General features: G+C 45.9%; 25 protein-coding genes and 5 tRNA genes. 13 read left to right on the forward strand and 17 right to left on the reverse strand.

The genetic code is table 11. The annotated features are described in order from the left end of the window. Positions 1-2 precede the first annotated feature (2 nt). Genes FTU90_RS04920 through FTU90_RS04940 form a run of 5 tightly spaced genes read left to right on the forward strand, consistent with a single transcriptional unit; the run spans position 3 to position 3381 of the window. Complete coding sequence (locus FTU90_RS04920; protein ID WP_005168933.1) at positions 3-368, forward strand: Na+/H+ antiporter subunit C; 366 nt, start codon at positions 3-5, stop codon at positions 366-368. Next, complete coding sequence (locus FTU90_RS04925) at positions 368-2176, forward strand: monovalent cation/H+ antiporter subunit D (protein WP_100355186.1); 1809 nt, start codon at positions 368-370, stop codon at positions 2174-2176. The genes FTU90_RS04920 and FTU90_RS04925 overlap by 1 nt, the downstream gene beginning before the upstream one ends. Then, positions 2176-2694, forward strand: a complete 519-nt coding sequence (locus FTU90_RS04930) for a Na+/H+ antiporter subunit E (RefSeq protein WP_005094373.1) — start codon at positions 2176-2178, stop codon at positions 2692-2694. The genes FTU90_RS04925 and FTU90_RS04930 overlap by 1 nt, the downstream gene beginning before the upstream one ends. Beyond that, the gene (locus tag FTU90_RS04935) at positions 2691-2966 is read left to right on the forward strand and encodes a monovalent cation/H+ antiporter subunit F (RefSeq protein WP_005094376.1); all 276 of its coding nucleotides are present in this window, start codon (positions 2691-2693) and stop codon (positions 2964-2966) included. The genes FTU90_RS04930 and FTU90_RS04935 overlap by 4 nt, the downstream gene beginning before the upstream one ends. A 10-nt stretch (positions 2967-2976) precedes the next feature. Further along, complete coding sequence (locus FTU90_RS04940; protein ID WP_005094378.1) at positions 2977-3381, forward strand: Na+/H+ antiporter subunit G; 405 nt, start codon at positions 2977-2979, stop codon at positions 3379-3381. A gap of 105 nt (positions 3382-3486) precedes the next feature. Here FTU90_RS04940 and FTU90_RS04945 read toward each other — a convergent pair whose 3' ends face one another. The 11 genes from FTU90_RS04945 to tpiA all read right to left on the reverse strand — a co-directional run bounded on the left by FTU90_RS04945 (position 3487) and on the right by tpiA (position 10965). Then, entirely contained in the window at positions 3487-3891 is a 405-nt protein-coding gene (locus FTU90_RS04945) for a ribosome-binding factor A (protein WP_005094380.1), read from the reverse strand. Beyond that, the gene (infB, locus tag FTU90_RS04950) at positions 3891-6602 is read right to left on the reverse strand and encodes a translation initiation factor IF-2 (RefSeq protein WP_005094383.1); all 2712 of its coding nucleotides are present in this window, start codon (positions 6600-6602) and stop codon (positions 3891-3893) included. Before infB ends, FTU90_RS04945 begins: the two co-directional genes overlap by 1 nt. A 10-nt stretch (positions 6603-6612) precedes the next feature. Next, the gene (gene nusA / locus FTU90_RS04955) at positions 6613-8097 is read right to left on the reverse strand and encodes a transcription termination factor NusA (protein WP_180071994.1); all 1485 of its coding nucleotides are present in this window, start codon (positions 8095-8097) and stop codon (positions 6613-6615) included. Positions 8098-8131: 34 nt separating this feature from the next. Then, positions 8132-8656, reverse strand: coding sequence for a ribosome maturation factor RimP (rimP, locus tag FTU90_RS04960; RefSeq protein WP_005094386.1), 525 nt, complete (start codon positions 8654-8656; stop codon positions 8132-8134). Positions 8657-8878: 222 nt separating this feature from the next. Continuing rightward, positions 8879-8955 (reverse strand) — tRNA-Met (locus FTU90_RS04965). A gap of 304 nt (positions 8956-9259) precedes the next feature. Further along, a tRNA-Met gene (locus FTU90_RS04970) sits at positions 9260-9336 on the reverse strand. Positions 9337-9404: 68 nt separating this feature from the next. Continuing rightward, positions 9405-9481: transfer RNA gene (locus FTU90_RS04975), tRNA-Met, on the reverse strand. 80 nt (positions 9482-9561) lie between these two features. After that, positions 9562-9638 (reverse strand) — tRNA-Met (locus FTU90_RS04980). Between the two features lie 54 nt (positions 9639-9692). Further along, positions 9693-9777, reverse strand: a tRNA-Leu gene (locus FTU90_RS04985). Positions 9778-9830: 53 nt separating this feature from the next. Beyond that, positions 9831-10160, reverse strand: a complete 330-nt coding sequence (gene secG, locus FTU90_RS04990) for a preprotein translocase subunit SecG (RefSeq protein WP_005094388.1) — start codon at positions 10158-10160, stop codon at positions 9831-9833. Between the two features lie 13 nt (positions 10161-10173). Beyond that, entirely contained in the window at positions 10174-10965 is a 792-nt protein-coding gene (gene tpiA / locus FTU90_RS04995) for a triose-phosphate isomerase (protein WP_180049937.1), read from the reverse strand. A 277-nt stretch (positions 10966-11242) separates the two neighbouring features. Between tpiA and pilB the strand changes: the two genes are divergently transcribed. The 4 genes from pilB to coaE are packed head-to-tail and all read left to right on the forward strand — an operon-like array spanning position 11243 to position 15677. Then, a complete protein-coding gene (pilB, locus tag FTU90_RS05000; RefSeq protein WP_005094394.1) occupies positions 11243-12955 on the forward strand; it encodes a type IV-A pilus assembly ATPase PilB in 1713 nt (570 codons plus the stop codon). 31 nt (positions 12956-12986) lie between these two features. After that, positions 12987-14216 (forward strand): type II secretion system F family protein, encoded by a 1230-nt coding sequence (locus FTU90_RS05005; protein ID WP_100329414.1) that lies wholly within the window; start codon positions 12987-12989, stop codon positions 14214-14216. Next, positions 14216-15076: an A24 family peptidase gene (locus FTU90_RS05010; RefSeq protein ID WP_180071995.1), complete on the forward strand. Its 861-nt coding sequence runs from the start codon at positions 14216-14218 to the stop codon at positions 15074-15076. The genes FTU90_RS05005 and FTU90_RS05010 overlap by 1 nt, the downstream gene beginning before the upstream one ends. A 1-nt stretch (position 15077) precedes the next feature. Next, positions 15078-15677, forward strand: a complete 600-nt coding sequence (coaE, locus tag FTU90_RS05015) for a dephospho-CoA kinase (protein WP_074383651.1) — start codon at positions 15078-15080, stop codon at positions 15675-15677. A gap of 21 nt (positions 15678-15698) precedes the next feature. Here the strand turns inward: coaE and FTU90_RS05020 are convergent, their stop codons facing one another. From FTU90_RS05020 to FTU90_RS05030, 3 genes are all read right to left on the reverse strand, one after another. Beyond that, complete coding sequence (locus FTU90_RS05020; RefSeq protein ID WP_005094400.1) at positions 15699-16622, reverse strand: DMT family transporter; 924 nt, start codon at positions 16620-16622, stop codon at positions 15699-15701. A 6-nt stretch (positions 16623-16628) separates the two neighbouring features. Further along, positions 16629-17378 (reverse strand): 23S rRNA (guanosine(2251)-2'-O)-methyltransferase RlmB, encoded by a 750-nt coding sequence (gene rlmB / locus FTU90_RS05025; protein WP_005168959.1) that lies wholly within the window; start codon positions 17376-17378, stop codon positions 16629-16631. A 136-nt stretch (positions 17379-17514) separates the two neighbouring features. Next, a complete protein-coding gene (locus FTU90_RS05030) occupies positions 17515-17838 on the reverse strand; it encodes a pyrimidine/purine nucleoside phosphorylase (RefSeq protein ID WP_004281089.1) in 324 nt (107 codons plus the stop codon). Between the two features lie 414 nt (positions 17839-18252). Between FTU90_RS05030 and recN the strand changes: the two genes are divergently transcribed. The 3 genes from recN to ruvX all read left to right on the forward strand — a co-directional run bounded on the left by recN (position 18253) and on the right by ruvX (position 21018). Next, on the forward strand, positions 18253-19914 hold the full coding sequence (recN, locus tag FTU90_RS05035; RefSeq protein WP_100329416.1) for a DNA repair protein RecN: 1662 nt from the start codon (positions 18253-18255) through the stop codon (positions 19912-19914). 113 nt (positions 19915-20027) lie between these two features. Further along, positions 20028-20582: a YqgE/AlgH family protein gene (locus FTU90_RS05040; RefSeq protein ID WP_159516335.1), complete on the forward strand. Its 555-nt coding sequence runs from the start codon at positions 20028-20030 to the stop codon at positions 20580-20582. Next, positions 20575-21018: a Holliday junction resolvase RuvX gene (gene ruvX / locus FTU90_RS05045; protein ID WP_180071996.1), complete on the forward strand. Its 444-nt coding sequence runs from the start codon at positions 20575-20577 to the stop codon at positions 21016-21018. The genes FTU90_RS05040 and ruvX overlap by 8 nt, the downstream gene beginning before the upstream one ends. 63 nt (positions 21019-21081) lie before the next feature. Here the strand turns inward: ruvX and FTU90_RS05050 are convergent, their stop codons facing one another. After that, positions 21082-21702 (reverse strand): alpha-ketoglutarate-dependent dioxygenase AlkB, encoded by a 621-nt coding sequence (locus FTU90_RS05050; protein WP_180071997.1) that lies wholly within the window; start codon positions 21700-21702, stop codon positions 21082-21084. Positions 21703-21852: 150 nt separating this feature from the next. On the opposite strand from FTU90_RS05050, the gene FTU90_RS05055 reads away from it, so the two are divergent. Then, positions 21853-23655 carry an ABC transporter ATP-binding protein gene (locus tag FTU90_RS05055; RefSeq protein ID WP_005168969.1) on the forward strand — a complete coding sequence of 601 codons (1803 nt, stop codon included), beginning with the start codon at positions 21853-21855 and terminating at the stop codon, positions 23653-23655. A gap of 63 nt (positions 23656-23718) precedes the next feature. Here the strand turns inward: FTU90_RS05055 and phoU are convergent, their stop codons facing one another. Together phoU and FTU90_RS05065 are read right to left on the reverse strand one after the other, a co-directional pair. Next, positions 23719-24438: a phosphate signaling complex protein PhoU gene (gene phoU / locus FTU90_RS05060; RefSeq protein WP_005094412.1), complete on the reverse strand. Its 720-nt coding sequence runs from the start codon at positions 24436-24438 to the stop codon at positions 23719-23721. Between the two features lie 92 nt (positions 24439-24530). After that, on the reverse strand, positions 24531-25877 hold the full coding sequence (locus FTU90_RS05065; RefSeq protein ID WP_180000936.1) for a TolC family outer membrane protein: 1347 nt from the start codon (positions 25875-25877) through the stop codon (positions 24531-24533). Positions 25878-26140 lie beyond the last annotated feature (263 nt).

Raw genomic sequence — 26140 nt, forward strand, 5'->3', positions numbered from 1 at the left:
GAATGATGAGTTTAGAATTTTTATTAGCCTCCGCCATTGGTCTACTCGCCGCCACCGGAATCTATCTGATTCTGCGTGCGCGTACTTTTCCGGTGGTACTGGGCTTGGCCATGATTGGTTATGCGGTCAACCTGTTTTTATTTGCCATGGGGCGGATCCAGATGAATTCGCCTGCCGTATTGACCGAGGCCTCCAGAGTCACCGATCCCCTTCCGCAGGCACTGGTGCTGACCGCCATCGTGATTGGCTTTGCCACCACTGCCTTTATTGTTCAGCTGGCACTGCGTAGCCGTTATGAATCAGGAACAGACCACGTTGATTCAAAAGAAGAAACACCTCAGATTGACCCACGTGAGGATGAGCCTTAATGACTGATCTTCTTCACTTCTGGTCTCAACATACGCCAATTTTCAGTATTCTTTTACCGGCCATTACCGCTTTTAGTCTGGTACTTTTAGGCAATCCGGGTTCTGGCTCCCTGACCACAGACTGGCGTCAGCCTTGGCGTCGTGGTATCAGCCATATCTCGGGTATCTTGGGTCTGATCATTGCGGTCAGTTATTTAATTGACAGCAGTCAGGGTCAAGTCAGTGTATATACACTGGGCGAATGGGCGGCACCTTTTGGAATCGTGCTGGTGCTGGACCAACTCTCTGCCATGATGCTGGTGTTGACCTATGCCCTGGCAGTACCGGTGGTCTGGTATGCCAGTAAAGAATGGGATACCCGTGGCCGTTATTTCCATACCATGGTGCATTTCCTGCTGATGGGCCTGACCGGCGCCTTCCTGACCGGTGACTTATTCAACCTGTTCGTATTCTTTGAAATCTTGCTGATGGCGTCCTATGTGCTGCTATTGCATGGACAGGGCAAGGCGCGTTTCCAGCTGGGAATTCATTATGTCACCATTAACCTGCTGGCTTCTGCGCTGTTCCTGATTGGACTCGGCATGATTTATGGCAGTGTCGGCAGTCTGAACATGGCCGATGTGGCGCGCTTAATGCCTACCTTGGCAGAAGATCAGCATAAACTGGCTGTTGCCGGTGGACTCATGCTATTCGTGGTCTTCGGGATTAAGGCGGCAATGCTGCCGGTGGGCTTCTGGTTACCCAAAACCTATGCCGTAGCCACCACCCCTGTTGCCGCACTCTTTACCATCATGACCAAAGTCGGGATCTATGCGATTTTGCGAATCAATGGAACTGTTTTTGATGATGAGTATAGCCATCAGATTCTAATGAACTGTCTACTGGTGATTGGTCTGATTACTTCAGTTTATGGTGTCATTTGTGCGATTGGTACAGAACGCCTGCGCCGTTTTGTCGGCTTTATGGTGCTGTCTTCAGTCGGTACGATTCTGGTGGCCATTGGCATGAATACGACGGCAGCCTGGGCCGGCGCCCTATACTATATGGTACACAGTACCCTGATTGCTGCGGCATTTTATATCCTGTCTGGCTGGATTACCTCACAGCGCGGTGAGTTCAAAGATCATTTTAAAATCGCACCGCTGATGAAACAGAACAAGCTGGTTTCGATTGTCTATTTCATCATTGCCTTGATGATGGCCGGTCTGCCACCGTTCAGCGGCTTCTTTGGCAAAGTCTTTATTTTGCAGGCTTCTGCCAATTCAGAGCATCAGATGATCATTATCCTGACCATTCTGCTGGTGAGTTTCCTCAGTATTCTGGCTTTTACTCGAGTCGGCTTTATGCTGTTCTGGCGCTCAACCAAACCTGAAGATGATTTGAATTCTGACGATTTCCACAAATATGAAGCTTTACCCAGTAAGGCACCTGCACGTAATGATCACACGATCTATTTGCTACTTGCCGGCTTAACAGCTTATGTTGTATTTGCTGGACCGATCTATCAATATAACTATCAGACGGCAGAACAGATTAAAAACAATCCGGTCTATGAAGCTGCCCTGTTAAAACGTGATGCAGAAGGTCAATTTATTAGTGTGCAACCCTTTGATCCAAGTTATTTGCCAGAAACCAAATATGGTGGCGAGGTGGTGGATCCAAATGCACATCTGATTCCTTATATGATTTCAGAAGCCACTTTGGAAGGTGAAAATATTTCTGAATTCAAACAACGTCAGATTGACCAGCAGCATATTGAACAAACCCAACATGATGATAATCAACTTAAACCGGCGGAGGGACCTTAATGGCTGAATCATTCCTGCAACGTTGGTTCCCGCACCCGTTGGTTTCTGTAATCGTGGGACTCAGCTGGACTTTACTGTCACATAGCACAGAAGCCGGAACCTTGCTGGTGGCCCTGCTTCTGGCGATTGTCATTCCCAAAATGGTCGCGCCGTTTATTGACTATACCCCGAATATCCAGTGGCGGCCTGCGCTGCGTCTGTTCTTTGTCGTGGTCTGGGACATTGTGGTGGCCAATCTTAAAGTTGCAAAACTGGTCTTGGGGCCGACCAAAAACCTACATCCCAAATGGTTCCGTGTGCCTCTGGAAACCGAGCATGAAGAAGTCAACACCTTACTGGCCATGATTATTACCACTACACCGGGCACAGTCACTGCCGGTATTGATCAGGATCGTGGTGATATTCTGGTGCATGCTTTAAGCACGGATGATGAAGCAGCTGAAATCGAGCTGATCAAACAACGTTATGAACAGCCCTTGCTTAAAATTTTCAGCGCACAGACAGGAGAAAAAATATGACGATTCTACCTTATGCATTAATGATTTGCCTGGGTGCAGTCACTGTCTCGATGTTACTCTGCCTGATCCGACTCATTACCGGCCCTTCTATCGTTGACCGCCTCCTGGCACTCGATACCCTGTTCCTGAATGCCACCTGTCTGATTGTCATTTTGGGAATTTACTGGAGCAGCACTTTTCTGTTTGAAGAGGCTTTACTGGTGGCGATGCTCGGCTTTGTCTCTACAGCAGCTTTGGCGCGTTATTTCACCACTGGCCATGTCATCGACTAGGAGTTTTTAAATGCCGTTAATTTTAGAAATACTAGTTTCGATTTTTTTATTGATTGGTGCTTTCTTCATGCTGGTCGGTGGGATCGGGATGGTGCGCCTGCCCGATCTGTTTATGCGGCTGCATGCACCGACCAAATCCAGTACCTTGGGCTTGGGCAGTTTTCTGATTGCCGCGATTATTTTTTCTGCCATGTACGGCCGTTTCGGTTTTGCTGAAGTGCTGATTACCCTGTTTGCTTTTATCACTGCACCCGTATCGGCCAATCTGATGGCGCAGGCAGCATTGCATTTACGTTTACGCTCGCTAAGTGGTGAGGTTCCAGAAACACTGGAGCGTCCCCTGCCTTGGCAACGTTCACGTCGCCGTGCTTTTTATGAGAAAAAAATGAATCATAAAAATGATGATCTCACTTGATTTGGACTATTTTTAGATAGGTCGATTCACTTCTAATGTTTAAAGTTTCAATAAAGCCAGCTATAAAAAAGCCACCCGAAGGTGGCTTTTTTATTGTCCTAAGACTTATTCATCATCTTTTTTTGCTTCAGCTTCAGGTAAATCCTTCACAGCTTCAGCAATTAGACCAAACATATAGTTACCATAGGCATTGGTCTTGTCGTAATGGAAACGTAGACGAGGTGTAATACGGGTTTTGATACGACGGCTCAGTTCGTGACGCAGGAAACCAGAGGCTTTGTTTAACACCTCTAAAGTTTCTTTATTCGCCGCTTCACTTTGTTCATCGCCCAGCTCACGTCCCATAACAGTGACATAAACTTCCGCATATCCCAAGTCCGGGCTCACCTTCACGGCAGAGATGGTCACCAGACCACCTAAGCGTGGATCTTTCAGCTCCTGACGGATCAGTTCTGACAACTCGCGTTGTACTGTATCCGCCATACGCTTCAGACGTTGACTACCCGCCATTAAAGACTCCGTTTAATCAGTTGAACATCGTACACTTCGATCTTATCCAGTGCTTTGATGTCTTTATAACCTTTCACCGCAAGACCACATTCCATACCGGCACGAACTTCTTCAACCACTTCTTTATAGCGACGAAGAGATTCAAGCTCGCCCTGGAATACCACCACGTCATCACGGAGTACGCGAATCGGTTTGTTACGATGCAATACGCCTTCAAGAACCATACAGCCCGCAGCCGCACCGAATTTACTTGAGTGGAATACTTCACGTACTTGTGCAACACCCAGAATCGTTTCACGATGTTCAGGTGCCAGCTTACCGCTCATTGCTGCTTTCACATCATCAATCAATTGATAGATAATTGAGTAGTAACGAATGTCGATGCTGTCTGCATCGGCTTTTTGACGCGCAGTGTTGTCCGCACGAACGTTAAAGCCAAGTAGAACTGCTTCTGAAGATTCAGCCAGTGTTACGTCAGACTCGGTGATTGCACCAACGCCCGAACCAATAATACGTACTTTCACTTCATCCGTTGCAAGTTCAGCAAGTGCAACATGCAAGGCTTCCAGTGTACCGCGTACGTCAGTTTTCAGCACCACGTTCACGATAGGCACATCTTTCTTGCCCATAGACGCCATGATGTTTTCAAGACGCATTGCAGATTGACGCTCAAGACGTTTTTGACGTTCACGATCCATACGTGCATCGGCAACTTCACGTGCTTTTTTCTCATCGCTAACAACAAGAACTTCGTCACCTGCCATTGGCGCTTCTGGAAGACCCAAAATTTCCACTGGAATTGAAGGACCTGCAGATTTGATACGCTGACCATTTTCATCGGTCATTGCACGAACGCGACCATAAGATGAACCAGCAAGAACCAGGTCACCCACTTTCAAGGTACCGTTTTGAACCAGAATAGACGTGACCGCACCACGGCTGTTGTCTACACGTGCTTCAATCACCACACCTTGTGCAGCACCTTCTTCCGATGCTTTCAATTCAAGCAATTCAGCCTGGATCGAAATCAGGTCTAGAAGTTCATCGATACCTTGACCAGAATGCGCCGAAACCATGGCAACCGGTACATCACCGCCCCATTGTTCAGGTACGATCTGTTTGGTGGTCAATTCGTTCAATACGCGATCTGGATCAGCAGATTCTTTATCCATCTTGTTGATTGCAACAATGATTGGTGTACCTGCGGCACGTGCATGGTCGATTGCTTCTGCAGTTTGTGGCATAACACCATCATCTGCTGCAACAACCAGTACAACGATATCCGTTGCTTTGGCACCACGTGAACGCATTGCAGTAAACGCTGCGTGTCCCGGAGTATCAAGGAAGGTAATAATACCTTTGTCGGTTGTAACGTGGTAAGCACCAATATGCTGGGTAATACCGCCTGCTTCGCCTTGCGCCACTTTGGCACGGCGGATACGGTCAAGAAGCGATGTTTTACCATGGTCAACATGGCCCATGATGGTAACCACTGGTGCGCGCGTTGTTTGTGCACCACGTGCTTCTTCAGCTGCTTCAAGCAAGTTATCTTCAGCTTGCGTATCAGAAACCAATACCGGGTTATGACCCATTTCTTCTACGATTAACGCTGCAATTTCCTGATCAATGGCTTGATTCTGAGTAACCAGCTCACCCATTTTCATGAGAGATTTAATAACTTCACGAACCTTGATCGCCATTTTCGCAGCCAGGTCAGCCACAACAATGGTTTCACCAATTTCAACATCGTAAACCTGTTTCTTCACAGGTTTTTCGAAGCCGTGCTTGTTGCCCTGGCTGGTTTTCAAACCGCGTTTAGGCTGTTTGCTGAAGCTCTGCTCTTCCTGACCACGACGTCCACCTTTTTTCGGTGCACGTGCAGCTGGGGTATTGGTACCACGTTTGATCTCGCGGTCTTCTTTGGCAAATGAGTCTTCATATGCCTGACCCACCAGACCGGCAGCAAGCGGAGAATCATCTACGACACGAATCGTTGCTGTTGTATCTTCAGCGGTGTACTTAGACGCCATCTGACGCATTTGTTCAAGCGTACGTTGCTGCGCTTCTTCAGCCGCTTTACGACGTGCTGCTTCTTCAGTCGCTTTTAATTGCGCTGCCTGAGCTTCACGTGCTTTTTTCTGTTCAGCCGTTTCAGTTTGTTTAACAACCTGTTTTACAATCGGCTTGTTGGTCGATTTGCGTTTTACCACGACTGCCGCTTTAGAAACTTCTTGCTTGTCGCTGGTTTGTTTTGCAGCAGCACGCATCGCTTCTAGAGCTTTACTCGCGTTATTTACGCCAGTTTTCGGAGCTTCAGCAGAAGAAGCAGCTTGTGCTGTATTCTGCTCAGGCGCAGCTTTGGCCTGTTGTTCAGCCTTGGCTTTCGCCAATGCTTCTGCTTTGATCTGTTCTGGATCAGGCTTAACAAATGTATGCTTCTTGCGAACTTCTACATTAATCGTTTTCGCCTTACCTGAAGTACTCGCAACTTTTGCGGTACTGGTTGTTTTACGTTTCAACGTGATTTGCCCTGCTTGGCTTTCTGAACCTTGTGATTTCTTCACATGGCTCATCAAGCTATCTTGTTGTTCGGTGGTAATAATATCGTCAGCTTTACGCTGTGGTAAACCTGCCTCACGAACCTGCTCTAGGAGCTTCTCAACTGGACGACCCACGCTGAGGGCTAACTCTTTAATCGACTTGTCCGTCATATACTACCTCCTAGTTAAACCATGATTCGCGCGCTTTCATAATGAGTTGACCGGCTTTCTCAGCACCCAAACCTTCAATATCTTCGATATCGTCGGTCGCCTGATCTGCCAAATCGTCAACTGTTACCACACCACGAGCTGCTAGAGCTTGCGCGATCTCTGCTGTCATGCCTTCCATTGCAACAAGTTCTTCACTTGGCGCTTGTATATTCTCTTGCTGTTGTAATGCATCAGCAAGTGCAATTTCTTTCGCACGGCTTTGCAATAATTCAACCAGTTCAGCATCAAGTTCGATTTCATCAAACGTTTCTGCAGGGACATAAGCAATTTCTTCAAGCGAGGTGAAGCCCATTTCTACCAGTGCCATCGCCAAATCTTCCGCGATATCCAGACGTGTTACAAACATGTCCAGATACTGTTGCGCTTCGTTTTGTTGACGGGCGTAGTATTCCTCTTCCAGCATCATGTCCAGCTTGTAGCCAGTCAATTCTGATGCCAGACGAACGTTCTGACCTTGTGAACCAATCGCACGAGCCAATTGATCACTCGTTGCAAAAATGATGTCTGCAGTACAGGCATCTTCATCGATGACAATACTCGATACATCTGCTGGTTCCAGTGCGCTGGCGATGTACTGGGCAGGGTCGTCAGACCATACCACGACATCGATACGCTCACCGTTCAATTCTTGTTGAACAGCCTGGATACGTGTACCACGCATACCAATACATGCACCAACCGGATCAATACGGTGATCATTTGTTTTTACTGCAATTTTAGCACGCACGCCTGGTTGACGAGCTGCTGCTTTAATTTCAATAATTTCTTCAGAAATCTCAGGGATCTCTTTCTTCATCAATGCGATGAGCATATCCGGCTTGGCACGTGACAACTGGAGTTGCGCACCACGACCTTCACGGTTCACATTGAACAGAATCGCATTCATACGTTGCTTCGGACGAAGAATTTCTTTCGGAATCATTTCTTCACGTGCAAGGTATGCTTCAGCATTATCACCCAAGTCAATGATAAAGCCATCTTTGGTTTGTTTCTTCACTTCACCATAGATCAGCTCGCCGACTTTGGATTCGTAAGCATCAGCCACAAGTGCGCGTTCTGCTTCACGGATCTTCTGTACAATCACTTGCTTGGCAATTTGTGCTGCAATACGACCGAAATCAATCGATTCTACTTCGAGTTCACGAATATCACCAATTGACCATTGTGCAGGATCAAGATCAGAAATCGCATCCTGACACGCTGGCATTTCATGATCTTCGTCAGCGACTACTTCCCACTGACGAAAAGTACGGTAGTCACCTGTTTTGCGATCAATTTCCACACGTAAACGTGCTTCTTCAGAGCGAGTTCCTTCGTAGAATTTTTTCTTGGTCGCCGCAACTAAAGCTTGCTCAAGCGCTTCGAAAATTGCTTCACGAGGTACACCCTTTTCGTTACTAACCGTTTCAACGACGGTCAGAATTTCACGTGCCATACGTCACCTATTCGTTAAATTTTTATTTATTCAATTAATCTTGGAAGACCAAATTTGCTTTATCGATATTGTGACTGTCGATCTCCAATACCTGTTGCTTTTCTACTTCAACTTGAATCATTTCATTGTCTAGGTCGACTGCAACCAGTTTGGCCTGGAATTTACGACGGTTATCTACTGCACTAATCAGACGTAATGCTACGCTATGACCAATATAGCCTGACATCTGTTCGAGCTGGAAGAATGGACGATCCCAGCCTGGAGAAGACACTTCAAGTGAATATTCACCCGAGATCGGATCATGAACATCCAGCATGGCGCCGACTTGCTGCGTTACACGCACACAATCCTGAACACCAATACCACGCCCCTGTTCCTCTTCACCGTCTTCATTAACGGCCGGTTCAGCGCTTGCATCGACCGGTTTGTCGATGTAGATACGTAATAACGAACGTTTACCCTGTGGCAGGAACTCAATCCCCCAAAGGTTTACATTACAGGCTTCAACTGCCGGTGCAATCAAGTCCTGAAGTGCTTGAGTTTTATTTGATAGCTTCATTTACTCTCGTCATCTGGTGCGATTTTATGATCTATTTGACCACTACAAACCAATACAAACTATAGTAGTAGTGAAACATGGAGACGTGACCAAATAATGTCGACACTACACGATAGCCAATAAAAAAGGGCGTAAATCGCCCCAATTAAGCACAATAGCGATTTTTTTCAAATCCCACTGTGCAAAAAGGCCCACCTTGTTGTGAGCCTCTTTTTAGAAACTTGGTAGCGGGAGCTGGATTTGAACCAACGACCTTCGGGTTATGAGCCCGACGAGCTACCAGACTGCTCCATCCCGCATCAACGTGCAAAAATTATATACAAAAGATGAGAGCTTTTCAATCAAAACTGCATCATTCTGCATATTTGTCATCTGTGACTGAAAAAATGGTAGTGGGTGCTGGATGTAAACCAACAACCTTCGCCAGTTTATAGAGAGTTGAGCCCGACAAGCAATCAACTAAATCCATAAATAACGTTTACCAAACCATTTAAATGGTAGCGGGAGCTGGATTTGAACCAACGACCTTCGCTAGATTATAGAGAGTTGAGCCCGACAAGCAATCAACTAAATCTATAAATAACGTTTACCAAACTATTTAAATGGTAGCGGGAGCTGGATTTGAACCAACGACCTTCGGGTTATGAGCCCGACGAGCTACCAGACTGCTCCATCCCGCATCAGCGTACAAATAACATTCAGCTTAAAAAAACTTAAACTGCTTTTAAAGTTTGCATCTTTAAAAGATTGGTAGCGGGAGCTGGATTTGAACCAACGACCTTCGGGTTATGAGCCCGACGAGCTACCAGACTGCTCCATCCCGCAACAACATGCAAATTATATTTCTCAGCTTAATAACTTATTAAACTGCCTCTTAAAAGTTTGCGTCTTTAAAAAGGATTGATTGGTAGCGGGAGCTGGATTTGAACCAACGACCTTCGGGTTATGAGCCCGACGAGCTACCAGACTGCTCCATCCCGCATCAACAGAAGTTTTTTCAGCTGCATACACCAACTTAAATTTCTGGATTATAAGTTGGTGCGGAAGGGGGGACTTGAACCCCCACGCCCGAAAGCACTACCACCTCAAGGTAGCGTGTCTACCAATTCCACCACCACCGCAGCTGTGACGCATTCTAGTCGCATCACTGGAAAAAAGAAAGGACTAATTAAAACTATTCGGTCGTTTCTGGTGCAGTTGGTGAAGTTTCATTCGATTGCACAGGCATGGTCGGCGCAGATTGAACCGTTCCCAAACTATAGGCATTTGTGCTGTCTTTCTTGGCCAAAACAGCCAGAGTCAAACTGGTCACAAAAAATAGCGCCGTTAAAATGGCAGTCAAACGGGTCATAAAATTGCCGGAACCCGATGCCCCGAATACTGTCGCCGCACCACCGCCACCGAAAGAGGCACCAGCATCTGCACCTTTACCATGCTGAACCAAAATCAAGACAATCATCAAAACAGCTAAGATAATATGTACTACCAGCACAAAAGTTTGCATGCTGAACTCCTAATTATTGTGTATTTGCAAATGCGTGAGCAATTTTATGGAACGACTCAGCATTGAGTGATGCACCACCGACCAGTGCTCCATTGATATCCGGGCAGGCTGCTAACTCTACTGCATTTTCCGGCTTGACACTACCACCATATAAAATCGCCATGGTTGCACCATAGCCGGTGATCTGGCTCAAACCTTGACGGATTTGTGCATGCATGGCTTGTGCATCTTCAGGAGAGGCGGTTTTACCGGTACCAATTGCCCAGATCGGCTCATAAGCAATCACGATATTTTTCCATTGCTCAGCGTCCACTACCGCTGCAATATCACAAATCTGTTGCAATACGACCGCTTCAGCCTGCCCTGCTTCACGTTGTTCCAGGCTTTCACCCACACAGTAAATCACCGTTAAACCGGCACTCAATGCATGCTTGATTTTGGCATTCAGAACTTCTGCGTTTTCTGCGAAAACTTCACGACGCTCAGAATGACCAATCAGTACATAATGAATCTGGCTGTCTTGCAATAATTCAGCGCTCACTTCACCGGTATAAGCCCCCGTTCCTGAAATACGTGAAACATCTTGTGCTACAGTGTAAACAGGACGAGTCGCAGATGACAGTTCCGTCCGAATCTGGGTCAGGGCAAGGGCAATCGGGGCTACACCGATATGACATTTATCTGCGGCGATTGGTGCAGTTTCCAGTAAATTTTTAATACCGTGTACCAGTGTTAATGCATCTGCCTGCAGCGGATTCATTTTCCAGTTACCTATTACCCAAGGGGTAATCGTCGAAACTGACATAATTAACCTATTTTATTTACATATTTCGAATTGGGCACATTCTACACGGAATTGGAAAATTTAAAGAATAGTTTTCTTATCACTTATTCTAGGTTTAGACTATTCAAAATGGTTGTTTTTTGTTATCACTTAAAAAAATGGGAACTTCTTCTAACCAGTTCAAAGTTTTACTGGATATGAGGAAGGTAGCAGCACTCTTAGCTATGGTATTTTTACGTAACAAACGTATAATTTTAATATAGCAATTAAAAAAATTTGATTTATAGGCATTTATAGCATGACAGCATTACAGGGGTCGCCAAGATTTACCGGATTTATTCGTCGTTTGGTCGAGGAAGGCGTCATCTCGGCTGAAGATATGCGCAGTGCTTTGGCACATGCCAAGCAAGAAAAAATAGATATTGTGGCGGAGCTGATTAACCAGCAACAGCTCTCCCCAACCGTTATTGCTGAAACGATTTCAGTCGAATTTGGTGAGCCGCTGTTTGATATCAGTGCCTATGATCCTGCGCAAATTTTGCGGGATATCATTGATGAGAAGCTGATTACCAAGCATCGCATCCTGCCAATTTTTAAAAATTCCAGTATTTTATATATTGCCATCAGTAATCCGACCAATATTGAAGCGATTGATGCCGTTCGCTTTTCAACCAAGCTCAATATTGAAACCATTATTGTTGAACACAATAAACTGGAAAAACTGATCGAGCAGAATTTTACCGAAGAAAGCACTTTTGAGTTTGATGAAGACTTTGATCTGGATGTAGATTTCGATTCATCTGATCCGAGTAAAGAAGAAGATGAAAAAGACAAAGGTGAAGAAGAAGCACCGATTGTCAAATATATCAATAAATTATTAATCGATGCGATTCGTATGGGTGCTTCGGATCTGCATTTTGAACCTTATGAAAAAATCTACCGGGTTCGTTATCGGGTCGATGGGGTATTACGCCAAATTGCAACACCGCCGCTGCAGTTGGCAACCCGCCTGTCTTCACGTTTAAAAGTCATGTCGCAAATGGACATTTCTGAAAAACGTGTTCCGCAAGATGGCCGTATCAAGCTGAAACTATCAAAGAACAAAGCCATTGATTTCCGTGTCAACTCATTACCGACCCTGTTTGGCGAAAAACTGGTACTGCGTATTTTAGATCCATCTAGCGCGATGCTGGGGATCGATGCACTGGGGTATGAACCGGAACAAAAAGAACTGTTTATGCAGGCGCTGGATAAACCGCAAGGCATGCTGCTGATTACCGGGCCAACGGGTTCTGGTAAAACGGTTTCACTTTATACCGGTTTGAATATCCTGAATCGTGAAGATACCAATATTTCCACAGCGGAAGATCCAGTCGAGATCAACCTGCAAGGGATTAACCAGGTCAACGTCAACAATAAAGTCGGCCTGACCTTCTCTGCTGCCTTGAAGTCATTCTTACGCCAAGATCCAGATATCGTGATGGTCGGTGAGATCCGGGATCTGGAAACTGCAGAAATTGCCATTAAAGCGGCACAGACCGGTCATATGGTGATGTCAACGCTGCATACCAACAGTGCGCCTGAGACCCTGACCCGTTTACGCAATATGGGCGTGCCGTCTTTTAATATTGCCACTTCAGTGAATCTGGTTATTGCACAACGACTGGCACGTCGCCTGTGTTCACAATGTAAAAAACCTGCCGACATTCCACAGCAGAGTTTATTGGAAATGGGTTTTACCGAAGCAGATCTCCAGCAACCAGAGTTCCAGATCTATGAGCCGGTAGGTTGCAATGAATGTCGCGAAGGCTATAAGGGTCGTGTAGGTGTTTATGAAGTCATGAAAGTGACGCCTGAAATTTCTAGAATTATTATGGAAGATGGCAATGCACTTGAAATTGCCGATGCTTCTGCCCGTGCAGGTTTTAACAATTTACGCCGATCAGGTTTAATCAAGGTGATGCAGGGGGTGACTTCTTTACAGGAAGTCAATCGTGTCACCAGCGAATGATCGTGCGCTGATCTAAAATAAGGATAAAGGTATGGCAGCAGTAAAGAAAGGCCAGATGATGCCGATCTTCAGCTATGAAGGAATTGATCGTAAAGGGGCAAAGATCAAGGGGGAATTGCCGGCGCGCAACATGGCACTGGCCAAAGTGACGCTCAGAAAACAGGGCATCAGCATCAAGACCATTCGGGAAAAGAAAAAAAACATTCTCGAAGGCTTAATGAAAAAACGTGTCAGCACACTGGATATTACGATTTTTACCCGACAGCTCGCGACCATGATGAAAGCCGGCGTACCTTTAGTACAAGGCTTTGAAATTGTTGCAGAGGGTCTGGAGAATCCAGCCATGCGTGAAGTCGTTCTGGGGATTAAAGGTGAGGTGGAAGGTGGTAATACCTTTGCCGGTGCACTGCGTAAATACCCGCAATACTTCGATAAACTATTTTGTTCACTGGTCGAATCGGGTGAACAATCCGGTGCGCTAGAAACCATGCTGGATCGGGTCGCGATCTACAAGGAAAAAAGTGAACTGCTCAAGCAAAAAATTAAAAAAGCCATGAAGTACCCGGCTGCGGTGGTCGTGGTCGCGCTGATTGTCACGATTATTCTAATGGTAAAAGTGGTCCCGGTTTTCCAGGATTTATTCTCTTCATTTGGTGCTGACTTACCGGCTTTTACCAAAATGGTAGTCAATATGTCGGAATGGATGCAAAAATATTGGTTCCTGCTCATTATTGCCATTGGGGCCATCATTACGGCTTTTCTGGAAGCAAAAAAACGCAGTAAAAAATTCCGCGACTTTCTGGATAAAGCAGCACTTAAAGCACCTATTTTCGGTGATCTGGTGTATAAAGCGATTATTGCCCGTTATAGCCGTACCTTGGCCACCACTTTTGCAGCCGGTGTACCCTTGATTGATGCACTGGAATCCACTGCTGGCGCAACCAATAACGTGGTGTATGAAGATGCCGTCATGAAAATCCGCGAAGATGTTGCCACTGGTCAGCAATTACAGTTTGCCATGCGGGTGACCAACAAGTTTCCATCTATGGCCGTGCAAATGGTCGCCATTGGTGAGGAATCCGGTGCGTTAGATGCCATGCTGGATAAAGTTGCTACCCATTATGAAAATGAAGTCGACAATGCCGTAGACGGTCTCACTTCCATGATGGAGCCCTTGATCATGGCTGTTCTCGGTGTACTTGTCGGTGGTCTGGTGATTGCCATGTACCTTCCAATCTTCCAAATGGGTTCTGTGGTTTAATGCAAGATCTTATTCAATATTTCATTCAAAACCCAACAGCGCTGTATAGCGCAGTTGGGCTTTTTAGTCTCTGCATTGGTAGTTTCTTAAATGTGGTGATTTATCGCACTCCCAGGATGATGGAGCAGGAATGGCGTACCGATTGCCAAATGTTCCTGCATCCGGAACAGCCAATTATTGATGAGACCAAATTAAGTTTAAGCAAACCCGATTCGACTTGCCCCAAATGTCATCAGCCAATCCGCTGGTACCAGAATATTCCCGTCATCAGCTGGCTGGTCTTGCGCGGCAAGTGCGGCAACTGTCAAAATCCCATCAGTATCCGCTATCCATTTATTGAGCTTCTGACCGCGGCCTGTGCGCTGATGGTGGTGGCTGTTTTTGGTCCGACTGTCCAGATGTTATTTGGCCTGATTCTGACTTATGTCTTAATTGCACTGACCTTTATTGATTTTGACACCCAGTTATTGCCGGACCGTTATACCCTACCCCTGGCCGCGCTGGGTCTGGGCGTCAATAGTTATGCCCTCTATACCTCACCGAGTTCTGCCATCTGGGGCTATATCATTGGCTTCCTGTGTTTGTGGGTGGTGTATTATGTCTTTAAAATTGTCACTGGCAAGGAAGGTATGGGCTATGGCGATTTTAAATTGCTTGCCGCCTTGGGTGCCTGGATGGGGCCTTTGCTATTACCATTAATTGTGCTCCTTTCTTCTTTAGTGGGTGCGATTATCGGGATTATCCTGCTGAAAGTCCGTAAGGAAAATCAGCCTTTTGCCTTTGGTCCCTATATCGCGATTGCCGGCTGGATTGCTTTTCTGTGGGGCGAGCAGATTATGAAAGTGTATTTAGGTCAATAAAGTGAAATTTATACTCGGATTAACCGGCGGGATTGGTAGTGGCAAGTCTGCGGCCAGTCAATGGTTTGAAGCACAAGGCATTGTCGTTGTGGATGCCGATGTGGTGGCGCGTGAAGTGGTCGAGATTGGCCAGCCTGCACTCGCCCAGATTCAGCAGGCTTTTGGGGATTGGGTACTGCTTGAAGATGGTTCACTGAATCGTCGTGCCTTGCGCGAATATATTTTCCAGTCTCCTGAAGCACGTAAAACCCTGGAAAATATTACTCATCCAGCAATTCGCACTTCGATTATTCAGCAGTTAGATGCTGCGCAAAGTTCCTATGCCATTCTGGTTTCACCGCTCCTGTTTGAGACCAATCAACATGAGCTCACTCAGCATCGCTTACTGATTGATGCCACAATCGAATTGCAAATTGAACGTGCCTCACAACGTGATGGTCAAAATATTGAGCAAATCCGAAACATTATTGCCGCACAAATGTCACGTGAACAGAAACAGGCCATGGCTGATGATATTGTGCTGAATGATGGTCATCTGGATCATCTTTATGCCCATCTCCGCCCATTGCATGAAAAATATTTAAACATGGCAGCTGCCTGAGGTATAAAAAAAGCAGTCCGATTAAGACTGCTTTTTCTGTGCTGCAAGTTGTGCTTCTAAACTATCTTTACGGCCAATCCAGCGCCAAGGCTGTAAGGCCCCAATTGCCATCCCCACCAAGCCACAGATCATCGCCAGGCTCAGCGCTTCATTTAATAAAGGCACCGCCAGAATCGCAGCAATAAATGGTGCAAGATTGGTAATGCTACCGGCTTTAAATGCACCGAGACGCTTGATTGCTTCGACATAGCTTAAAGTGGCAATAATTACCACAAAAACCCCATGAAAGATGGTTTGAAACAATAAGTGCTGGGGTTCTGGCACACTCAAATTTTTGGGTAAAAACAGCAGATAAACAGGTACGTAAACCACTGCTGACCAGATCGCGACACCGCTCATTGCCTGCCATGCAGTTAACTGATATTTCCGCAATAACACGGTAAAAATTGCCCAGAGTATTGCACTGATAAAAAATAGCCCATCCCCTGCCCCGAATGCCACTCCGGTTTCCTGATACATCAACAGACTCATGATACAGAGCACCGCAATCATAATAATCAGGCTGGCCCAGGTATGCTTATCAAAAGCCTGCCCCATCAGGAAAAAAGCCATGATGGCAGTACAAATCGGAATACAGCCATTCAAGAAAATCGCGGCATGGGCGGTAGGCGCATAATGAAAGGCGCTATAGGCAAACAGACAGTAAATTACTCCGCCAATCATGGCCAGAATAAAGGGTTCTTTTTTCAGTAAAAAAGCCGCCTCTTTGCGATAGAGCAAGATCGGCATCAGAATCAGAAAAGCCAAAGAAAACCGCAGAGCCACGATATCCCAAGCACTGATGTTCCAAAGCGCATTCAGACGGGCGGTTAAAGTAAAACCGCCCCAGATACACATAGTCGTCAGTAGAAAGACATAGCCCTGTGTACGATCTGACAATGCCATCATCAATTACAGGTTACGCTGGCGGCAAGCTTCATACAGTGCCATACCTGTTGCAACACTGACATTCAGGCTTTGCAGATTACCCGCCATCGGGATATACACCGTCTGATCGCATTGGCTTTGTGTAATTGGACGTAGACCGGTATCTTCCGCACCCATCACCACACAGACACCAGTACCGGTGAAATCAAACTCCTGAATCGGCAGCGCTTTTTCATCCAGCATGGTACCGACGACTCGCACATTAAAGTCTTCTTTGATTTGCCCCAAGGTACGCGCCAGATTAGTCACCTGAATAAATTTGACTTTGTCAGCACCACCGGCAGCCACTTTACGTGCAGTCGGAGTCAAGCTTGCAGAACGATCACGTGGTGCAATCACCGCCTCAACACCCATCGCAGCGGCGGTACGCACACATGCTCCGAGGTTGTGTGGATCGGTAATATGATCAAGGGCCAATAACAAGGCTTGCGGATTTGCGCTCAATAATGTCTCAAGATCTTTTTCATTCAAGACCGGATGGGCACGAACGGCTGCTACAACACCCTGATGAAAGGGTTGACCGGCCAATTTTTCCAGTTTGTCACGGCTGGCTTGCTGCACACTGATGCCAAACGGTTCAGCCAGTTCCAGTACACGTTTTAAACGCTGATCATCGCGTCCTTTGAGAGTGAATAATGTCAAGACACGTTCAGGCTCAAGCTCTAACAATGACTCCACTGAATGTACGCCATAAAAATATTCAGGTTTTGCCATGAACGACCTCTAAATTAAATTTATATATAAAAGAAAAATCCCGTAAAGCTGACTTCACAGGATTTCTATAGAATGATTAGTTTAACCGATTCGCACTGAAATTTCTTGCCCGGTTTGCACTGATCTTGCGCTGTACTTAACCTTCAAAATGGCAGACATAGTCCAGCACATCATCGGTTTCGATTTTAAAACGGCTATTACCCGGCACATAGAAGGACTGGCCTGCACGGAACAGCTCACTTTCTTCGCTATCTCCGATCTGAACACGACATTCACCTGAAACAATTTCCATGCGCTCAGGCACATGCGTTTCAAAGGTTAAGGCATTTTCTGATGGTAAAATGACCCCCAAAGTCTTTTTGGTGCCATCTTCAAATTGAACAATATGGCTGATACATAAACCGCCGAAATATACATTTGATTTTTTAAGTACAGATACATGATCAAACTGAGCTGACATGCGATTTCTCCAGATAAAGCATTTTGTAATATTTTGATTGCTGTAGTTTAAATGTGCACTCTCAACTAATCAATCGAAGTTTGTCGGCAGCGGTGAAATATTGCTTCTCGCCTGAATGCCTATTGCGAAAGGGGTATTCTGGCCGCTTGTTTACTGGCTTGATGGTATATTCAGCCCGCCAGATTTGGTTTCTAGCTTAAACTTTGACAATGTCAAAACTATGAAAACAAGCAGTGAATTTGCCGGCTTTTGAGTCAGCTTCTTTCGAAAATACAGTGAAATAAGCATATATGAATCGCTAAAATTTAAGATAGAATGAAATTGATTCATCCTGATTTATAATCACAGCCGTGTTGTGACCCCAATCCAACATCAGGCTATTTCACTCAAACTTTTCGCAGCCCGGATGCGTTTATGCTGACACATTTAACTCTGATCAATTTTGCTTTAGCTGAGCACCTTGCTATTGATATTGATAAAGGTTTTAACGTTTTAACCGGTGAAACCGGTGCAGGTAAATCCCTCTTGTTAGATGCCTTGTCTGCCTGTCTGGGTGAGCGAACCGATACCAATTATGTGCGTTATGGTTCCGAAAAAGCCGATGTGACTGCAAGCTTTAGCTATCAGGAACATAGTCCTGAAGCCGCGTGGTTAAAAGAACATGAGCTGGATGATGAATCAGGTGAAATCCATTTACGCCGGGTAATTTTTGCCACCGGTCGCAGCAAAGCCTGGATCAATGGACGACCGAGCAGCCTGTCCGAACTAAAAGAAATTGGACGTTTACTGGTTCAACTCTATAGCCAGCACAGTCAGCAACAACTACTCGAACCCCCTTATCCGAAGCATTGGCTGGATCGTTATTATCATTTTTATGCGCCGGCGCAAGCGGTACGGGATGCTTACAGTACCTGGCAGAAAAATATCCGCCAGCATCAGGCAGCACTGGATGCACAAGCCACCCGTAAACAGCGTATCGAAACCCTTGAGCTGCAACTGGAAGAACTGGAAGACATCGTTCAGACTGATTATCAGGAGATTGAGCAGGAATTTGACCGGCTTTCCCATCATGAAGCGATCATGCAGGATTGTGTCTATAGCCTGAATGTACTCGATGAGGCTGAACAGAACATGACCCAGGAACTCGCATCAATTATGCGTCGGGTCGAATCGCATGCCGGTCGTAGTGAGCAGCTTTCCGGAATTTATAATTCCTTATTAAATGCACAAAGCGAACTTGAAGATGCTGCGGCGAATTTACGTCAGTTTATGGATCGTCAGAGTTTTGACCCGGAACGCATGGAAGAACTGAATTCAACTTTAGAGGTTTTCCACCGTCTGGCACGTAAATATCGTACTCAACCGGAGTTGCTCAAGGCAGAATATGAAACCTGGCAAACCGAATTAGAACAGCTGCATCAACTGGAAGACCCGGAAACACTGGCTGAACAGGTTGCAGTCTCTTATCAGGATTTTCTGGAGAAAGCCCAACATCTGGATCAGATTCGCCGTGAAGCCGCAGCACCTCTGGCCAAGCAGCTCACAGAACAGGTTAAACAACTGGCACTACCAGAAGCCCATTTCGAGTTTAAGTTTGAAGCTTTGGAACAGCCATCGAGTGAAGGCCTCAGCTTTATTCAACTCCTATTTACTGCCAATAAAGGCATTCCGGCACAACCCCTGGCTCGCGTGGCATCAGGTGGTGAGCTGTCGCGTATTGCACTGGTGATGCAGGTCATGAATGCAGAAAAAACCGAAGCCGAAGTACTGGTCTTTGACGAAATTGATGTCGGGATCAGTGGCGGTACAGCAGAGATTGTCGGGCGTTTATTGGCAGGTTTGGCCCAGCATGTACAGATTCTGTGTATTACCCATCAGGCACAAGTGGCCGCACAATCCGATCAGCATTTACTCGTGAAAAAGCAGCAAACCGACCCGGCCAGCAGCACCATTCTGAGTTTGCAAGAAGATGCACGTATTGATGAACTCGCGCGCATGACCGGTGGTGTTGAAATCAGTGAAACGACTTTACAACATGCCCGTCAGTTACGTCAGTTGAAATTTCAGCAGGTTTAAATATCACAATCCAGACAAATAAAAGTTGGTAAATCCATAAAGCTCGAGTAACGTAGCGGTTAGGATCATACGATTTCTTTGCGAAGAAATTGATTTTAAGGAGAACTGCTCAGGTGACCAAACAGTTTCTGACACATCGTTGTCTGATTGCGCCGCCACATGCGGATGATGATTTTTTTGCCCAGACGGTGATCTATCTGGCTCGCCATGATGAAGATGGTGCACAAGGCATCATCATCAATCGCCCTGCCGGTATTCAAATTAAAGAATTGCTGAATGATCTTGATATTGAAGCAGACAATGTCAATCCACATGAAGTCTTGCAAGGTGGCCCTTTACGCCCTGAGGCCGGCTTTGTGCTGCATACCGGTCAGCCGACCTGGCATTCCTCTATTGCGGTGGGTGAAAATGTCTGTATCACCACCTCCAAAGATATTCTGGATGCAATTGCGCATAATGAAGGTGTGGGTCGCTATCAAATCGCACTCGGCTATGCCAGTTGGGGCAAACACCAGCTAGAAGAGGAAATTGCCCGCGGTGACTGGCTGATTTGTGATTCTGATATGGATCTGATTTTTAACTTACCTTATAACGACCGTTGGGATGCTGCCTATAAAAAGATGGGCGTCGACCGCAACTGGTTATCTTCCGAGATTGGACATGCCTGATGTAAACACGCCACAAACCATTATGGCGTTTGATTTTGGTACACAAAAAATGGGAATGTCTGTTGGACAATCCCTGATTGCAAGTGCCAGTCCCCTACCTTTATTTCCCATGAAAGACGGTATTCCGAACTGGGATGAACTGCTCAAAATAGTAAAAAGCTATCAACCGAATCTATTTCTGGTCGGTTTGCCACTGAATATGGATGATAGTGAATCGGAGCTTTCGACACGGGCACGTAAATTTGCGCGCCGTTTACGGCACCAGACCAATATTGAAACTTTGATGGTCGATGAGCGTCTGACCACCCGTGAAGCACGCGATGAGCTGGATCATTATCAGGCGCAAGGTCGCGGCAAAAAGTTGTCTGCGGACAGTATCGCCGCAGCCTTATTGATTGAAAGCTGGTATCGCCATCCTGCCGGAATCACCCCTTAAACTGCTGATAAAATTTTAAAAAAAGCATCCTTTGGGATGCTTTTTTATGCCTAAAAACATGATTTAAGGATAAAAACAACGAAAGGTCAGGTTAATTCTGGGTGTCAAAACTTTGCTGCTTTTACCAATGCTGTGTTTCCAGTACTGCTGGGTCTGGCCGCGCATTACAATCAGTTGGCCACTGTGTAACAGTAACTCGACTTTATCCCCGTGGGTTTTATGTTTAAAACTCATTTTACGGGTCGCGCCCAGACTCAGAGAAGCAATGACATTTTCCCGAGAACTTCCTGTATATAAGGCAGGCTCATCATCGCTATGCCAGCCCAAGCCTTGTGAACCATCTTCATATAAATTGGCCAGACAGGAATTAAAGGGATGACCCACCAGCTGTTCAATATGCTGTTTTAAACGCAATAATCCCGGGGTCCACAACTGAGCTTGCTTGAGCGTCCCCGAATAGCGATATTGATAGTGCGCATCGCCATACCAGACCACCTTGCGTGCTGTGACATAGTGCTTGCCGAACAACCGTACTTCATCATGTTGCCAGGCCAACTGGCTCAGAAAATACTGCAAATACTGCTGGCTTTGCGCCTGCTCCAGAATCAGACCATAGTCCTCCACCACCCCATCAAAGGGTAAGATATTCGTTTCAGGTTGGGGCGCAAATAAATCTAGAGTCATGTCAATTAGACCGATTATCTTACTGAAAATACTGACATTGACTTTGAAAAAGTACAACCGGATTTCACAAATGACTACAAGATTTGCTCTTGTGACTTGTCCTGTTCCTGCCTAAACTGAATTTAACTTTCACAATAAAAATAATCCTTTATGAACTTATGGCAGCTGTTTCAGAAACTTCGTCCTTTTGTTCAGCCCTATCGGGTGCTGGTCATTGCCACGCTGATTTTGACCCTGATCGGTTCCTTTACCGCACAGGTCAATGCGCTGACCCTGCAATATGCAGTCGATAGTATCAATGCGCTGCTGGAACAAGGTCAGGGACTGGAACAAGGCTGGCATATTCTGATTACGATTTCAGCGATCTTGCTCGGTAAAGAGATTATCAATGCCTTTGTCCAGTTCGGCCAGAAGTTCTATGGAGAAAAGCTACGGATTTTTGTTTCTCAGGATCTGGCCCAAGGAATTATTGAAAAATTCTTAAAATATCGTCTGGAATTTTTTAATCAGGAAAATAATCAGGCCGGAAAATTACAGACCCGAATTGATCGTGGTATCGGCTCACTGACCCGTCTGGTACAGATCTTCTTTATTGATATTTTACCGTTATTTACCAGCGCGATTGTGGCTTTGGGCCTGATGTACTATGCCAATATGTATGTCGGCCTGGTGGCCACCGCCATTGTCCCGATCTATTTCTGGCTGACCTATAAGCAGGCACAAAAGCTCGGTGGCTGGCGCCGCAGTTTAAGAGATGGCCGCGAGAAAAAGAGTCAAGGTATTCTCAGTATTATTAATTCAATTACCGTGATCAAATCCTTTAACCGGGAAGCGATTGAGTCGGAAAAGCAGTTAGGATTGCAACGCGAACTAACCGACAACCAGATGAAAACCCGCCAGACCAGTTTCCTGTTTGATGGTCTGAAAACGTTCCTGGAACAGATCGGCATTGTGTTGATTATTATTCTGACCTCTTATTTTGTGCTGGATGGCCAGATGAGTATCGGCATGATCATGTTTCATGTGCTGCTGTTTAATAATGTCTCCGCCCCGATTCGCTCACTGCACCGGATTTATGATGAAGTGAATGATGCCATGATCTATTCAGAAAGCTTCTTTAAGATTCTGGAAGCGGATCAGGAAATTGAACAAAGTGGTCAACAAAAACCGCAAGTGACTGGTAAATTTGAACTGACTGGGGTGAATTTTTATTATCCGAATGGCCATCATGCCCTGAAAGATATTGAGATGGAAATTCGTCCGAATAAGATCACGGCTTTGGTCGGCTTATCCGGTGCGGGGAAATCTACCCTGATCAGCCTGCTGGATAAATTTTATGAGCCGCAACAAGGCCAGATTAAACTGGATGGCATTGACCTGAAAGACTATGACACCCAATTTTTGCGTGATCATATTGGTCTGGTGTTGCAGAAAAATCATATTTTTCAAGGCACCATTTTTGAGAATATCCGTTATGGCAAAACTACAGCTTCAATGGACGATGTCATTGAGGCGGCAGAAAAAGCCTCGATTCATGCGCAGATTTTACAGTTACCGGATGGCTATGATAGTGATGCCCTCATGCTCTCTGGCGGACAGCAGCAACGCATTGCCTTGGCGCGGATGTTCCTGAAAAACCCACCGATTATTTTTCTGGATGAACCGACGGCGAGCCTGGATGCCATCGCCACCGAACAAATCAAGCAAAGTCTGGATCAAATCAAGCAAGGCCGTACCGTGATCATCATTTCACATAGCCTGTCGCAAATTATTGACGCGGATTATACCTATGTGATGAAAGAGGGAAGGATTGCCGAACATGGTGAGCACGCTCAGCTTTATCATCAGCAAGGCGTGTATAAGGAAATTTTTGATGCCATGGCCAAGAGCCTGAATATTGAAAAAATCGCCAAGACTTTTGAGGATGATGCCGAGGAAGAAACCCATAGTTAGGGCTTCTTCCAAGCCAATAAAAAACCTCCGAGCTGGAGGTCTTTTATTGAAAGATGATCACTCTTAACGCTGAACTTTTTGCTCAATTTCTTCGACGCTGGTATGACGTACGTCAAAACCTTTGACCATATAGATCACCTGTTCAGAAATATTCCGGGCATGGTCGCCAATTCTTTCGAGTGAACGAAGCACCCATAGTACATTGATAACACGACTAATATGTCGCGGATCTTCAATCATATAGGTCATGAGGGTACGTGTTGCTGACTGGTATTCACGGTCGATATCCGCATCTGCCAACATCACTTTCAAGGCCTGATCTACATCCAGACGTGCAAAAGCATCCAGTGCATCATGAATCATCACCCGAACCTGGTTGCCAATATGCCGGGTTTCCATATAACCGCGCGGCGAACTACCCTCTTCGCTCAGGCTTTGTGCAATCCGGCCTATTTTAGACGCTTCATCACCAATACGCTCAAGATCGGTATTGGCCTTGGACATGGCAAGTACCATCCGTAAATCAATCGCAGCAGGATGACGGCGTGCCAGAATCAGGGTCAGTGCTTCATCAATGTCTCTTTCCATCTGATTGACAACATTGTCCTGAAACTGCACATCAATCGCCATGGCGACATCGGTATCCAGTAAGGCATGAATGGCGTTGGCCACCTGCTGTTCCACCAGTCCGCCCATGGTCATGAATTTGGTATTGACGTCCTGCAACTCTTCATTAAATTGCGAAGAAATGTGATGACTTAACACAGGATTATTTGGACACAAGGAAGTCTACTCCTGAAACGGCATATAGCGATGATCAATAATAAAGCACATTAAAGCATATTTATGATGAAAGTTTGATGACAATCGTAGCGTCATCTGGGCTGAGGTGAATCATATTCGATCAGCCAGGCATTCAGCTCTGCCAGCTCCTTTTCGGTCAGCTGCCCGACTGAAGCCTGTAACTGGAGTACATGCAGCAGATAATCATATTTGGCATTCAGATAATCCGTTTTGGCAGAAAAAGCATTGCGCTGGGCCAGCAACACATCGACCATGGTCTTTAAGCCCTCCTGATATTGGGCTCTGGAGGCTTGTGAAACTATTTCCGAAGATTCCATCGCTGCTTTACGCGCATTCAGTTTGGCCTGATCGGTTTCTACCTGCATGAAGGACTGCTTTACATCGGTATTGGCTTTGCGGATCGCAGCGTCTAATTGGGCTGCACTTTTTTGTACATTGACCCCAGCCTGACGAATACTTTTCTGGGTACGGCCACCACTAAATAGGTTCCAGTTGACTTCCACCCCAATCTGGTCGAAATCACCATTGCTGGACATAATCGTTTCTGGTGTCTGTTTCAGATAGCCATAGGTGCCGACCGCTTCAACCTGCGGATAGAGGGCGGCCTGCTCAACCCGTTTGGCATCTTCAGAATAGCGTTTTTGCAGACGGGCTTGCAGAATGTTCAGATTCTGGCTTTGTGCCAAATCTGTCCAGGACTGCATGTCACTTGGAATCGGTTTCTGAAACTGGAAGTCATTGCGTAATACCGCCAGATTTTCTCGGTAAGGCCCGATCAGCTGAGCCAGTTGCTCCTGTGCTAGCACCAGCTGAACCTGGGTCGAAATCCGGTTGGCCTGGGCACTTTGATACTGGGCATTGGCTTCACTGACCTCACTACGTGCCACCAGACCTTCTTTTAGTTTGGCATTCATCATGCGCAGCTGCTCAGATAGAGCCTGTTCTTCCTGCAAATATGCCGTGGTCAAAGACTGCTGACGCAAGACATTAAAATAGGCTTCTGCCACCTGTAAAATATGCTGCTGTTTTTGCAGACGTAAGTTGACTTCGCTGAGTTCGACCGAAGTTTTGACCTGTTTATAGCCCTGCCAGGCATCCCAGCGGAATAAAGGCTGGCGTGCAGTTAAAGCCAGCTGGCGGGTGGTATTACTGGAAGTAATGAAATTAGAAAACTGTGGATCGGCAGGTGCATCAACAGACTGGTTCTTACGGGTGATATTTCCTGAAAGGCTCACGGTCGGCAGTAAATTTCCGCTGGCAATCCCCAGATTGAGCTGATCGGCCTGATATTGCAACAGATTCGCTTGCCAGTTCGGATCGTTTTGCTGGGCGCGCGCATAGGCTTGTTGCAGATCCAGGGCAAAAATCGCCGGACTACTGCACAATAAACCGGCCATGACACTGAGTTTTAGTTTCATTTTATAGTGTTAACCCCTAACAGCCATTCAGATCAAAAATTCTGGCGCTTTAAGCTAAGCCATACTAAAGAGATTTTTTGCATTTTTGCGTATGATTTTTATTAACTTTTTAATATAACTCTCGGGTTTTATCCATGATTAATTCAATTTTCAAGATCTATACCCGCAATGTAACAAAGCAATTCACAATACTAAACATAGTATTTTTATTTGATCTATACAATATATCTCCCAGCAAGGCCGTTATTTTCTGAATTCACCTA

Source organism: Acinetobacter sp. YH12200 (assembly GCF_013418175.1).
GTDB classification, from domain to species: domain Bacteria; phylum Pseudomonadota; class Gammaproteobacteria; order Pseudomonadales; family Moraxellaceae; genus Acinetobacter; species Acinetobacter pseudolwoffii.